This is a genomic window from Nautilia sp. (assembly GCF_053994455.1).
Window position 1 is genome coordinate 1 of record NZ_JBMYAU010000009.1, and the last position, 14445, is coordinate 14445.

Sequence of the window (14445 nt, forward strand, 5' to 3'; positions counted from 1 at the left end):
GTTTCTTATTTCTTTTTTTAATTCCTCTATTGTATGTAATTCTTTTACCTCTAACCTCTTCATACTTCACTTCAAGCAATTCTTATTCCTTACATATTGTTCGCTGTCATTTGGGTTTTGGTATTATCATTTTCTTATTGGTTTTTCAGAGGACTCAATTCATATTTAATTATTTGATATAATTTTTTAGCACTATCTCTTGCTTGGTCCTCTGTATTCCATACACCATTTACAAAATATATATCCGTTTTGCATTCGTTAATTGGTAATGCAAATGAAAAAGATAAAATTATTAATATCAAAGCTGTTATTTTTTTCATAGTTACTCTCCTATTTCATTGATGTTAAAATTGCATAAGCTTGTATTGGTTTCTCCTATATCAAAAACATGTCCATTACATGATGCATTGAATTTAAAATATTTTTTTAATCTATTATTTGTATTAAAAATCTTATCTCTTAATTTGTCATTTATAATAGCATTATCAATTGTAAATTTTACTGCTTGGTAACCTTTTAAATTTAGTTTCTTGGCTTTTTCAAATAAAATATTGTTTTCACAATCAATCGCATTATTAATAATTTTGGAAGTTTCAAACACAGGATTTTCTAAGATTTTTTGTGCAGCTTTTGTATATTGCATAGCGATTGCTATTTTTATTTTCGGGTATTTTTGGATTGAATAAGTTTTTAGTATCCAAATCTCCACATCATCTCTGATACCGTTATTATTTGAATCTATTCCGAGAAGCGTTTCATTGTTCTTTTTGCTATCGGGCATAGGAGGCAGGGTGTTACATACGATAAGTTTATGCATATTTTCATGCTTTTGATATTTGACTCTTAATCCAAAGTCAGTTAATTCTCCATCTGCGTGAATTGCTCCTTTTACTAAACTGCTCGGATTTGCCTTTAGAGTAATATCCGAATAACCGTAAAGATAAAAGTTACCTCTTAATTTTCCTTTTGTTTCTATTTTGAAATTATCAAGTGCATATATTAAAAGAGCGTTTGGTGAATTGTTTTCATTCAAAGAAACGTTGAGCGGGACGGGTTTATAGTTTTCAACTTCAAAGTTTTTTACAAAAAGTCTGCTGTTGTTTGGAGTCATAATCTTAAATCTGTTTTTGCAAACTCTAAATGAAGGCATTCTTTCATCATCACTAATTTTTATATCTTCAATATAATAATCACCTCCTTTAAATATCAAAGTAACGCTTCCAGTATTATCAGTAATTGATTTTATTTTTTGAATGTTTGTAAGTGATTTTTCTGTATAAGGAGCTTTGAATGTAATGGTTATATTTGGTTTTGTAATGATTATTTCTCCAATGTCGGATGAATTTATTTCCATATTTTTATCGGCATAAATCACGTTGTCATTATTTGAAATTTTAAAAGTAATTTCAGGCAGTTTTTTGTTATAATTCTCGTTCTCACACAGATTTTTTAGAGGGTTAATTGAATTTTTACAAATAAATTTTTCTTCTATAATTGGCGAGCTTAATGTATTATCGGCATTTTTAAGCTTCGCCATTCCTTTTATCTTTGTATTTGAGCTTAAAGCGTCCGGAAAATAAGTTTCACAGCTTATCCCTAATACCGCTGCTAAAGTGAGTGTTATTAATTTTTTCATTTTTTTTCCTTTTTATTGTTTGATGTTTTTATTTTAACTAAATTCCCCCCTGTCAAAAAAATGAAGAAAATTTACAGAAGAATAAAAGTTATTTATCTATAAAAAAACACCAAAGATTTAATTAAAAAATGTAAGTGAAAAGATGGATATAAGCATACAATCAGTAAAGAAATATTGGAGAGGAATAGTTTTAAAGTCGGGAAGTACATAAAAAAGGCGAAGAGGAAGAATATAAAGTAGGAATGGATTTAAGCAGAAAACTGTTTCAAAACCTTATAAAAACACATCCTAAAATCCATATTATGACGGCAAACAGATTCGAAATAGTAAAAGAGCTGTTTTAAAAAGTGTGAGAATAGCTCAGCAAGAGTGTCGCCGACGAGGCCTCGTAACCTTCCGTTTCTTCAAAGACACTGTAGCCTACACTTGCCGATATAAAATCTTTTTCCCCGAACTTTTTTCCCAAAGAAATTTCATAGGAATTTTTGTACTCCTCTCCGAGATTATAAACAACAAACCCGTCATTATCCACTTTATAAGCGGATTTTCCCAGACTGATTTTAAACGTAGTCACCCACGGACCTTTAAAGTTTTGCAATTTAACATCGAAATTCGTATATTTATCTTCAGGTGTCTGTGTATTATTGCTTAAATTTATAAAATTAATTTTTCCTTCTATATAAAACGAACCTTCCGGTGATTTATAATCCCCGAAACTATATCCGAACTTAGGTGTAATCTGATAAACCTTAACGTTATCGTAAGAAGAAAAATAAAAATCCATATTCGCATTAAAATGTAAATACTCATAATACGTAGCACCCGCAAACAAAACAAAACTGTAATCACTTTTATAAACCGTGGCAGTGGTTGCGGAGGCAAATCTGCTCGGAGGCTGATATGTCACAGTTTCCGGACTGCTTGCAAATATATTATGAATCCCTATCCTATATTTATAATTAAACCCCTGATAATAATTCAAAACAAAAGTCAAATCGCCCTGTCTGTAATCGGGGGAATCTTTATATTTTAAATTTAAAAACTCGGCGTCGATTTCGGTTTTATAAGGCGCTTCGTAATCGGACACATAAAATCCTAAAATATACGCCGAATCTTTGGCGGTGTTTTTACTATAACTTATATACGCCGCATAAGGTGTAAAGTTTGATGCAAACAAAGATGTAAACAATCCCGTAAGAATCAGTTTTTTCATTATCGCTCCTTCAATTTATAACCGTAATTTTTTTGATTTTCTATATTTATCCCGAGTTTTCTTAAATGAGAAATAAGCACTTTAATTGACGATTCGCTTTCTATATTGTCACACTCCATCAATATATCTTCTTTGGAAATATATATGTTTCTGTTTTTTATCAAGGTTCTTAACAGTTCTTTTTCCGCATTGCTTAGCTTAACGGGTTCGGAATTTATATAAACTTCGTTTGTAGAAAAATTATACAACATATTTCCGCTTTTATACACGCTTGAAGCCGAATTTAATATTTTTTTTCTTAAATATTCCAGTCTCAACATAAGTTTGTCGTATTCCCCGTACAAATAACAGTAATCGGCAACTTCGAGCACTTTTTTATAAATCTGTAAATCACAGTATTCCGTTAGAAATATCACTTGCGAATTTACATATTTTCTAATTTCTAAATAATTTGAATAAAAGTCAAAAGATATGACTATAACGTCAAATTTTTTATTCAAAACGGCATCGTAAAAATCGTTTTCTTCATTAATATAAGTGCATTCGAATCTGTCGATATTTATCTTAAAAACGGTGAAAAAAAGTATTTTCATTTTTTCAAATACTCTTTTGCCACCACATTATTAGGATCAAGAATCAAAATATCCTCAAATATTTTTCGTGCTTTTTTCTTGTCTTTTACAAAATAGATTTTTCCGAGCTCGGTTAAAAAAAGTACGCTTGTCGGATAAAGACCCAACATTTTATTTGTAAGTTTCAAAGCGGTGTCGTATTTTTTCTCCGCTATAAGAGACACAATTTCGTAATAGTTTCCGTAATAATTATAATAATCGATTTTAAGTATAACATCCCCTACTTTCAAAGCGTTGTCATAATCGCCCGCCGCCATATAGGCTCTCATTATACCCAATTTAGCTTCTATAGAATAAGGTGCCGTTAAAGACGCTTTTTTATAATGGTCAAGGGCATTTTGATATTTTTTACTTAAATAAAAAAGCCATCCCAATCTCAAATTAATGGTATATCCTTTAGGATATTTTTTATATACGGGTATCAAAACCTTAATCGCATCCTTATAATCTCCCATTTTTTCATAATTATAAGATTCGTAATAAGCTTTTTTTATATCCAGCGCAAACAGACCAATCACCAAACTAATCAATAACATTACTTTTTTCATAAATCCTCCTCAACACAAATTTACCGAATTTGATTTTATCAAATCCTTTTTCGTAAAATGAAAAATTCACTTCTCCGTATTCCGAAGAAATTTTAAGCATTTTTTTTAAATATAAACTTTTTTTAGCAAACAGTTCAAAATTAAAAGGCAACAGCAGTTCTATTATAAACCGCTTAAATAAACCGTATTTAAACTCAGGAGGCAAAACGTCCTCATATTTTACCTCCCTGTTAATTAAAGGAATTTTAGGAGCGACTTTAAATATCTGCTTTAACAAACTTTCATTTCCTTCATATTCGTAAAAATAAAAAATTTTCTCGTCCGTATAAAAATAAAGCCTGTTTTCACCATCGGTAAAATAAAACTCTCCTTTGTCATTCATTTTGACACTAAATTCAATTTCACCGGTTTTATTTCCGTTTTCAAAAACCTCGTACCTAAATCTGTCGTCGAGTATAAAAGTAAGTCTCAGTTTCATTGATTTGTCGTTTATACATGACTCTATAATTTCGCCTTTCTTAGGCAGAGAATAATAAAAAAGTCTGCCTTCTTTTATATAATCTATAAATTTAAAAGGCAGGGTTTCACTTCCCAAAACGGCATATTTTTGAACCTGCACGTGAATATGGGGTTCGGGAGAATAACCGCTGTTACCGCATTTTGCAATTATATCCCCCATTTTAACATAATCTCCGATTTTTACATTGACAGATTTCTGCATTAAATGGGATACTTCCACAAAGTAACCGTAATCACTTTTTATAATTACATAATTGCCCCAATTATTTGTTCTGTCCACATTTCCTATGAAATTATCCGGCAAATCGTCCCTAACAGCCGTGACATATCCGTTGACGGGCGCCAAAACAGGCTTTCCAAACGCATAATAATCCTCCAAAAACAGTCCTTCGTTTGCAAACGTTTTTCCATTTTTCTTAATTACGAAATCATAAGCGTATTTCCATTTACCCTTATGTGTCCACTCTCCGTCAAATCCCTGATATACACACCATTCCCCGGTAAAAGGCAAAGCTATTTTTATTCCGTTGCCGCCGAACCTGTAATATCTGCTCAAAAAGGTCAAAAGAGATTTTTCCGGTGTTCCTTTTATATCGTAATTAAAATACACATACCCCATACTAAAAAGTATCATTATAAATAAAAGTGTAGTAATGTTAAAAGGAAGCGTATAAACCGGAAGAACGTACATATTGAAAAAAACTTCCATAGCGTCTATTAACACCACCGACAAAAAAACAGCTAAAAAAGCAAGTAAAAAATTTTTTACATTCGGAATTAAAAACACCCCTCCTAACGCCATAGCTATCAAAACGAAATTGAAATTATACGGTGAATTCAAAGAATCCGAAAAAGAAATAAAAAAAGAGTGAAACCAAACCCCGACCCAAAACCCGCTAAAAGCCAACAAAAATAAAATTCTCGAATAAAAAAGAATCAACAAAGATATAACAATACCTGCAAACGCATACGGAAGAAAAAATATGGTACCCATGGTTTTAAAAAACTGTTCAAATAAAACATGAACGTCAAAAAGGGCTTTGCGGTTTAAAATATTGCTTAAAAGCCCCGTATATTTAAGACTTGCAAGATAAAAAACCATACTGACGATTGCAAAAGGCAAAGAAAGAAGAGGGAGTGAATATTTATAAAACACCTTATTTATACTAAACGAGACCAAAAACGTCAAAATTGAAAGCATAACCGTTAAAATCAGGGTAACTAACGTTACGTCAAAAAAATATCCGACCCCCATTCCCACCAGCAGGGAGTTGTAAAGATAAAAACCGTATTTCAGATATTCTTCTCTCACATTTATAAATTCTGCAAACAAAACCGTACTTAAAACGGAAACAATACCCAACACACCCACACTCGGAAGCAGAAAAGAGAGTAAAAAAAGAACCGCACCCGCTTTTACGTCTCTTAAAAAAAGTACCGAAATATAAGGTTTTAATATAAATTTCAATTCCTGCAAAATCATACCTTATTTCAGATAATCCGGAATCAATTCTTTTTCCGCTACATAATCCAAATCATCCGCCTCTTTAATCAAATGCGTACCGGCATTTTTATCTACCAGTACAATTCTCGGTCTGTATCTGATAAACTGCATTGACTGCGTTACGTTATAAGCACCCACAGGCCAGATACTTAAAACGCTTCCCCTATCAAGAGGCGGAAGCATAATGCTCTCGGCAATCACATCAATATTCATACACAAAGGCCCGTTTATCTGGGAAGGTTCGTTAAGTCCTTCATATCTTTTGTCAAGTGCAATTTCAAAATTGTACCAAAACGCCGTATACAAAAGATTTACACCCGCATCGACTATATAACTTTTTTTGCCGTCCGGCATTCTTTTTGCCGCAAAAACGGTTGTAAGTAAAAATCCGGCCTCATCAATAAGAGCACGGCCCGTTTCAAGATATAGTTTAGGAAGTTTTCCTTTGTTGTTTTCAAAAATCGCATTAGTCACCGCTTCGGCGTATTCGTCGGCACTCGGAACTATAACTTCGGGTGCCTGATAAACACCTTTCAATCTGTTTTTAGAAGCGAACCCTCCCCCTATATCAATATAATCTATTTCATATCCGAAATCCTGTTCAACTCTGTTTTTAAGTTCAATCAGTTTTTTCGTTTCATTCGCATATGCGTTTGCACTAAGCATAAATGTCCCTATATGGGAATGAAGACCCGTCAGATAAAGCTTTTTCCCGTCAAATATTCTTTTTACGGCATCATACGCTTCGCCGTTGTCTATATTGAATCCGAATCTGCTCCACTGAGGATATACTCCGGTATCCATATTGCATCTTATTGCAACAGGGATTTCCCTTCCTATTTCTTCGGCGATTTCTTCAAGATCATTAATTTCATACCAGTGGTCAATATGAATTTTCGCCCCTTCAAGAGCCGCTTTTTTCAAAGCTTCTTTAGGCTTGTAAGGACCGTTAAAAATAATATTTTCTCCGTCTATTCCCAATCTTCTCGCCTTTTCATATTCAAACTCGCTTACGACTTCGGCTTTACTTCCGAGTTTGTGGTATATTTTACATATTGCGTCCAGGTAATTCGTTTTATAACTCCACCAAAATTCAACTTCGGGATATCTGCTTGCAAACGCATTTTTGAACTCGCTATATTTTTCTTCTATAATTCTCTCACTGAATACAAAAAGGGGAGAACCGTATTTTTTTACAAGTTCTTCCACCTTGACCCCGTCTATTTCGCTTCTTATTTTTTGTGTTTTGAGGGGACTTCCGTATTTACTCGCCATTGCAAAATCCACTCTGTTTATTGTAGGTTTTTCATACATTTTTTCTCCTTAAATTTCTTTTTTCGATATCAGTGTGGAAAATTTATTAAAATCCGCCACGGTTTCTTCTACAAATCTTACATACATTTTTTCCATAGGATAATCGAATTTTTTATTGACTTTCTCACCTTTTATAAGTTTTAACATTATTTCGGGCAGATTGATTCCGAGCATCGTTGCAAAATAAACCCACGCGGGGAATCTCGGATTTATTTCGATTAAATAGATATCTTTTCCGTCACTCATAGCTTCAAATTCAAAAGCGCCTTTCCATCCGAGTGTCTCAACAAATTTTCTGCTCGCTTCAAAAAGTTTTTCGTTTTTGATGCTTATTGCACTCCATACTTTTCCCAATTCCGTAGTTGTCAGTTTTTTAATTCCCATTCCGGCAATCAGTTCCTCCCCGTTGCCTATTCCCACAAAATTTATTTCAATCCCGCTTATAACCTCTTGTACAAGCAAGGGAAAACCCCATTCATTCGATATTTTATAATAATATTCAATTGCCTCGTCTATATTAAAAGCTTTATAGGCTTTATAGTAATTTCCTTTTACCATTACCGGAAAACCGAGCTCTTTAGTGGCTTTTATCAAATCGTCCAAAGATACTATTTCCACGGTTTTAGGATGTTTTACACCGAGTTTTTTACTGAGTTTAGGCAGCTTGCTTTTATCACGCATTTCAAAACACGTTAAACTCGGCAAATAGGTTTTTATTCCAAAATTTTCAATTTCTTGCTGATATTTAATATATAAAGGCAGTTCGGCATCCAAGTTAGGAATGACAACCTCTATTTTTGATTTTTCTTTTATCTCTTTTATTCTTTTTTGAAACTCTTCATATCCCAAAGAAGGATAAGGCATTAAATAAACTTTTTCAAACATATGCTGATAAATTCCGGGTTCGTTCGGATCATAACTAAGCCCTATTAAGGAATGTCCGTCTCTCAAACTTTTAGCAACAGGAATACCGGGTGCCGGATTGTCCGTATTGTTAAGTCCGCTTACAGCCACTTTCATTGTATAAGTCCGTATACTTTAAGTTTTTGAAAAAAATCTTCGACATCTATATAAACATCTCTCCATTTAGCATTGTTTTCCTCCGCAATGATTTTTACTATCTCATCTTTATTTTTTCCCTCTTTTATCAGTTCTATTATTTTTTTAGCCGTATCGTTTAACTGATAAGAAGTTCCGAGAGACGGTATAAAAGCCATATTGTTTTTATCGATTATCATTTCATTCAGCAACATAAACACTCCTTTATTGATTTATTAAAATAATAATATGAAAAAGTTAATGAAAAGTAAACGGGAAAGAAAAAAAATTAGTTTTTTTGGGATTTCTGCCAAAAATAGATAACAGCCCAGATAACAAAGCCTATTGCGTATGATACGTATTCGTTAGGCAGTTTTAAATATTCGACCATTAAGTTAGGAAGCATAAACAGAGGAACCGCCGCTAAGAAAAGCAGCCTTTGTATTATATTAGTATGTTTAATAAAATAACCCTGCGTTGCGGAAGAGAAACTAAACATTCCAAGCATTGCCGTAACAAAAATCAGCGCAATTTTAAACGGATCGGAAATAAAAGTAAATTCATTATAATCCCACTCGTTTACACCGCTTATCAAAAGCATCTCCATATTGAAAAAAAACATAAAAGGGAGTATTGCGGTTCTTATATCGTATGCAAATCCCTGAAGCCCGGTTTTAATCGGATCAGACTTTGCGATTCCCGCCGCGGCATAAGCCGCTATACCGACGGGCGGTGTGTCGTCGGCTAAAATACCGAAATAAAACACAAAAAGATGAGCGGCTATAGCGGGAATTAAAAATCCGTTATCCTGAGCTAATTGCAGCATAACGGGAGCCGTCAGGGATGCCACGACGATATAATTAGCAGTGGTAGGAAGCCCCATTCCCAAAATTAAAGAAATAAAAGCCGTAAGAAGCAGTACAATCAGAATATTTCCGTTTGAAAGCGTATCGATTACGTCAAGAAGCACCTGTCCTATTCCCGTTAGGGTGATACTCCCCACAACTATACCGGCAAGAGCGGTTGCGAGGGCAATCGGAACCATATTTCTCGCACCGGCAACCATACCGTGGAAAATATCTATAAAGCCTTGTGTAAAATCCTCTTTTATAAGTTTTCTTTTAACAATAAAAAGAGCGTAAAAAGGATACTGAACAACAATAATCACCATTAAAAGCCATATTGCGCTAAACGCCGCCATCTGAGCGGATTGACGCAAAACAATCAAAACATACATAAGATAAACGACAGGAATTAAATAATGAAGCCCGCTTATAAACGTTTTACGTTTCGGAGGCAGGTTTTTCGGATCCTCACCTTTAAGTCCGAGCTTTTTGCTCTCTAAATGAACTATATATAAAAGACCGAGATAACTTACAACAGCCGGAATTGCAGCGGCGATAATAACATCGGTGTATGCAAGTCCCAAAAATTCGGCGATAATAAACGCAGCGGCTCCCATTACAGGCGGCATCAGCTGCCCGTTAGTAGACGCGGCAACTTCAACCGCGGCCGCTTTTTCAGGCGGGAATCCCGCCTTTTTCATAAGGGGAATCGTAAAAACACCCGTCGTTACAACGTTTGCGGTGGAACTTCCGCTAATAATACCCGTAAGCCCGCTCGCCACAACACTCGCTTTTGCAGGACCTCCGGAATATTTTCCAAGCATTGCATAAGCGAGTTTTATAAAATACTCCCCGGCTCCCGCTCTTTCAAGCAAAGCGCCGAACAGTACGAACAAAAAAACGAATCCGGCACTGACACCCAAAGGCACTCCGTAAATACCTTCCGTCGTCAAATACATCTGCGCCATTATCTTTTCAACGGATGCACCCTTATGGGAGATAAGTTCGGGGAGGTACTGACCGAATTTATCATAAAGCAAAAACACAATGGCAACAATACTAAGAGCTATTCCTATAACCCTTCTTCCGGCTTCCAAAAGAATAATCATAAACACCACGCCTATTGCAATGTCCCTGAAAAGATAATCCCCCGGACGGTTCGAAAGACCCACGTAATCTATTGCGATATATGCGGCTCCGAGACCCCCGACAATGGCAAGTATCCAGTCCCACCACTGAATATTTTTTAAAAATTTAGGTTTTTTCGCTACGGGATAAACCAAAAAAGCCAGTACTATGGCAAATGAAAGGTGTACGCTTCTGACTATTGTGGAGTTTACGGGAAAATAACTGACATACAACTGATAAACGGACCATACAAAAGCTATAAGAGCTATTAACCAATATAGAGGTCCGCTTTTAAAATTTCTCTGACCTTCTAACTCGGTTAATATCTCTTCTTCAAGGCTTTTATCGATTTTGCCTTCAACCGCTTCTTTTTCTATTTCGTTTATTTCTTTTTCCAAATCCAGGTTAATATCACTGCTTTTTGACATTTCACTCCTTTATTATTGGCTTATACTGATAATTCCCAAAAAGGGAAGAAGAATTATAAAAGTCCCGCTTCTTTAAACGCTTTAACGGCACCCGGATGCATAATCTTATGGTCGAAACCTTTAAGCAGATCTTTTTTGGTCAGGTTTTTATATGCGGGATGCATTTTTTTGAATTTATCAAAATTATCAAGGATGGCTTTAGTCAGATAATAAACTGTTTTATTATCCATTTTGTCGCTTGTAACCAAAATAGCCTTAACACCGTATGTTTTAGTCGGATGGTTTACCCCTTTATACATTCCGGCAGGAATCACTCCCCAGGCATAGTACGGTTTTTCTGCAACCAATTTTTGAGCTGCGGGTACATTGTTTAAAGAAATTAAATCAATTGACGTAGAGTTTGCAGCATCTTTAATGTTGGCGGTAGGATGTCCCACCATATAGAAATATCCGTCTATTTTTTTATCTTTAAGTGCATTAGGACATTCAGCCGCTTTTAACTGTTCAACTTTAATCTGGTCAAGTTTAAGCGACTTGCACGCTCCGAAAAGTGTTTTTACTGCAGCTTCGTTACCGCTTCCGGGATTTCCTATATTGATTCTGTGACCTTTAAGATCAAAGAAGTTTTTAATACCGCTGTCTTTTCTTACAACTAAAGTAAGAAGCTCGGGGTGAATAGACATTACGACTCTTTCGCCTTTAAAAGGTTTTCCTTCAAATTTTCCCTCTCCGTGATACGCCTGATACACCACATCCGACTGGGCGATACCGAAATCAAGCTCACCTTTTCTTATGGCGTTAATATTATAAACGCTCCCTCCGGTACTTTCAACCGTACATTTAACGCCGGTGGTTTTTTTCATTTTATTCATAATTCTACAGATTGCCCCACCGGTCGGGTAATAAACTCCTGTCACTCCCCCCGTTCCGATTGTAATGTACTGGTAAGCCAATGCGCTTGTAGCAAGTACCGCGGCACTCACCATTCCTACTAAAAACTTCTTCATTCACACTCCTTTTATTAATTTTTTTTACTAAGTCTGAATATTATATCAAAAATTATCGCAAATTTAAGTATAAATTAACAGATAATTAAATATTATGGAAGAAAAAAGGAAAAGTTATAACTTATTGATGATAATTCGGAGCTTCTTTGGTAATTGTAACGTCGTGAACGTGAGATTCTTTAAGTCCCGCGCTTGTAATTTCTACAAATTCGGCATTTTCCCAGAACGTCGGAATGTCTTTGGCGCCGCAATATCCCATAGACGCCCTAAGCCCTCCTATTAGCTGATGAACGACGTCTCTGATTCTTCCTCTGTAAGGAACCATACCCTCGATTCCTTCAGGAACTAATTTATCGGCCGCAGTGCCTTCCTGGAAATATCTGTCGTTACTGCCTTTTTGCATTGCTCCTATACTTCCCATACCTCTATAGGATTTATATTTTCTGCCCTGATACATAATACTCTCACCCGGACTCTCTTCGGTACCGGCAAGAAGGCTTCCGATCATTACGCTGCTGGCTCCTACAGCCAATGCTTTTGCTATATCGCCTGAATATTTAATACCGCCGTCGGCAATAACAGGAACGCCGTGTTTAGCCCCTTCTCTTGCGCATTCGTCAATGGCGCTGATTTGCGGAACCCCGACACCCGCTACAATTCTTGTGGTACAGATACTCCCGGGACCTATCCCGACTTTAACGGCGTCGGCACCCGCTTCGATTAAAGCTCTTGTGGCTTCGGCTGTTGCAACGTTTCCGCCTACCACATCTACGTCAAATCTTTCTTTTATGGCTTTAACAACGTCCAAAATCCCCTGAGAATGCCCGTGTGCGGAATCAACAACAATTACGTCAACCCCGGCACCCACTAACGCGGCCGCTCTTTCAACCCCGTTTCCGACTCCCACCGCAGCAGCGACTCTGAGTCTTCCGAATTTGTCTTTATTGGCATTTGGATACGTTTTTTTCTTTTGAATGTCTTTAATTGTTATTAAACCTTTTAAATATCCGTTGTCATCAATAATAGGCAGTTTTTCGATTTTATGCTGATGTAGAATATCTTCGGCTTCTTCTAAAGAAATACCCTCTTTTGCAGTAATCAGAGGCATTTTGGTCATTAAGTCTTTTACGAATCTTGTTGTGTTTTTTTCAAATCTTAAATCCCTGTTCGTAAGAATACCTACAAGTTTTCCGTTTCTGTCCACCACCGGCACACCTGAGATTCTGTATGTGGACATAATATCAAGGGCTTTTGCTATGGTATCGTCGGGAAATACCTTAACCGGATCTATTATAATACCGCTTTCACTTTTTTTAACTTTTTCAACTTCTCTCGCCTGTGTTTCGATATCCATATTTTTATGGATTACTCCGATACCCCCGAGTCTTGCTATCGCAATAGCGGCCCTTGCTTCCGTAACCGTATCCATCGCGGCAGACACCAAAGGTATATTCAAACTTACGTTTTTTGTAAATTTTGTTGTTAAGTCAACGTCTTTAGGCAATACGTTCGAATATTTAGGAACCAGTAAAACGTCTTCGAATGTAAGTGCTTTATATTTTATTCTCATTTGCTTTCCTTTACTAAATTTTCAACTATTTTCGCTCCGTCAAACAGTGTCTGCTCGTCAAAGTGTTTAGCTATAAGCTGAAGTCCGATAGGCATATTGTTTTTATCTTTTCCTACGGGCAGCGAAATGGCCGGAACCCCAGCAAGGTTTACGCTTATTGTGTATATGTCGCTCAGATACATCTCAAGCGGGTCTTTTTTGCTTTCGAATTCAAATGCAGTTGTCGGCGTTACGGGAGTTAGAACCAAATCAGCTTCAGCGAAAAGTTTATCGAATTCGTTTTTGATTAGGTGTCTTACTTTCTGGGCTTTTAAATAATACGCGTCGTAATATCCGCTTGAAAGAACGAAGGTTCCGAGCATAATTCTTCTTTTTACCTCATCGCCGAACTGCGCTCTTGTTAATTTGTATGTTTCTTTCAGATCTTTTCCTTCGATTCTGTTTCCGTATCTCATACCGTCAAATCTCGCAAGGTTTGAACTCGCTTCTGCAGTCGCCACCACATAATAAGTCGCCACGTCGTATTTTGAATTCATAAGCGTTTTGTGAATAATCGTATGCCCTTCTTTTTCAAGCTCAGCGATAATGTCGATAAGTCTTTTTTTAATATCCTCATCCGCTTCGTCGATATAATTGTCGATTACCGCAATTTTAAGTTTTCTGTTTTCATTAATTTCTATTTTTTTATTCTCAACCGGTGCTGACGTTGAATCTTTAGGATCATGCCCTGCAATAATATTATATAAAATCGCCGCATCTTCCACATTTTGGGTAATCGGACCGATTTGATCAAGTGAGCTTGAGAATGCCACAAGTCCAAGTCTTGACACTCTTCCGTAAGTCGGTTTCATTCCCACTACACCGCAAAACGCAGCAGGCTGTCTGATTGATCCTCCCGTATCGCTTCCAAGAGCCGCAACGGCAAGCCCCGCACCGACCACGGCCGCACTACCGCCGCTGCTTCCTCCCGGAACCCTGTTTGCATTATGAGGGTTTAGGGTTTTTCCGTAATAACTTGTTTCGGTCGAACTTCCCATTGCGAATTCATCCATGTTACATCTGC

General features: G+C 36.2%; 12 protein-coding genes. All 12 read right to left on the bottom strand.

All coding sequences use genetic code 11. The annotated features are described in order from the left end of the window. Positions 1–322: 322 nt before the first annotated feature. A complete protein-coding gene (locus tag ACXJIE_RS00470; protein WP_456479018.1) occupies positions 323–1636 on the bottom strand; it encodes a hypothetical protein in 1314 nt (437 codons plus the stop codon). Positions 1637–1976: 340 nt separating this feature from the next. After that, on the bottom strand, positions 1977–2849 hold the full coding sequence (locus tag ACXJIE_RS00475; RefSeq protein ID WP_456479019.1) for a hypothetical protein: 873 nt from the start codon (positions 2847–2849) through the stop codon (positions 1977–1979). Next, positions 2849–3442 carry a winged helix-turn-helix domain-containing protein gene (locus tag ACXJIE_RS00480; protein ID WP_456479020.1) on the bottom strand — a complete coding sequence of 198 codons (594 nt, stop codon included), beginning with the start codon at positions 3440–3442 and terminating at the stop codon, positions 2849–2851. Before ACXJIE_RS00480 ends, ACXJIE_RS00475 begins: the two co-directional genes overlap by 1 nt. After that, positions 3439–4029 (bottom strand): tetratricopeptide repeat protein, encoded by a 591-nt coding sequence (locus ACXJIE_RS00485; protein WP_456479021.1) that lies wholly within the window; start codon positions 4027–4029, stop codon positions 3439–3441. The genes ACXJIE_RS00480 and ACXJIE_RS00485 overlap by 4 nt, the downstream gene beginning before the upstream one ends. Then, on the bottom strand, positions 4004–6025 hold the full coding sequence (locus tag ACXJIE_RS00490) for an urea transporter (protein WP_456479022.1): 2022 nt from the start codon (positions 6023–6025) through the stop codon (positions 4004–4006). The genes ACXJIE_RS00485 and ACXJIE_RS00490 overlap by 26 nt, the downstream gene beginning before the upstream one ends. 9 nt (positions 6026–6034) lie before the next feature. Next, positions 6035–7366, bottom strand: coding sequence for an alanine racemase (locus ACXJIE_RS00495; protein ID WP_456479023.1), 1332 nt, complete (start codon positions 7364–7366; stop codon positions 6035–6037). A gap of 9 nt (positions 7367–7375) precedes the next feature. Beyond that, positions 7376–8386 (bottom strand): ATP-grasp domain-containing protein, encoded by a 1011-nt coding sequence (locus tag ACXJIE_RS00500; RefSeq protein ID WP_456479024.1) that lies wholly within the window; start codon positions 8384–8386, stop codon positions 7376–7378. Continuing rightward, positions 8383–8619, bottom strand: coding sequence for a PqqD family protein (locus ACXJIE_RS00505; RefSeq protein WP_456479025.1), 237 nt, complete (start codon positions 8617–8619; stop codon positions 8383–8385). Before ACXJIE_RS00505 ends, ACXJIE_RS00500 begins: the two co-directional genes overlap by 4 nt. 74 nt (positions 8620–8693) lie before the next feature. Next, positions 8694–10805 carry a TRAP transporter permease gene (locus ACXJIE_RS00510; protein WP_456479026.1) on the bottom strand — a complete coding sequence of 704 codons (2112 nt, stop codon included), beginning with the start codon at positions 10803–10805 and terminating at the stop codon, positions 8694–8696. Between the two features lie 53 nt (positions 10806–10858). After that, positions 10859–11812 (bottom strand): TAXI family TRAP transporter solute-binding subunit, encoded by a 954-nt coding sequence (locus ACXJIE_RS00515; protein WP_456479027.1) that lies wholly within the window; start codon positions 11810–11812, stop codon positions 10859–10861. A 121-nt stretch (positions 11813–11933) separates the two neighbouring features. Beyond that, positions 11934–13382 (bottom strand): IMP dehydrogenase, encoded by a 1449-nt coding sequence (gene guaB / locus ACXJIE_RS00520; protein ID WP_456479028.1) that lies wholly within the window; start codon positions 13380–13382, stop codon positions 11934–11936. Beyond that, positions 13379–14445, bottom strand: a 1067-nt coding sequence (gatA, locus tag ACXJIE_RS00525; protein ID WP_456479029.1) for an Asp-tRNA(Asn)/Glu-tRNA(Gln) amidotransferase subunit GatA, incomplete at its 5' end; no start/stop codon positions are given. The genes gatA and guaB, both read right to left, overlap by 4 nt.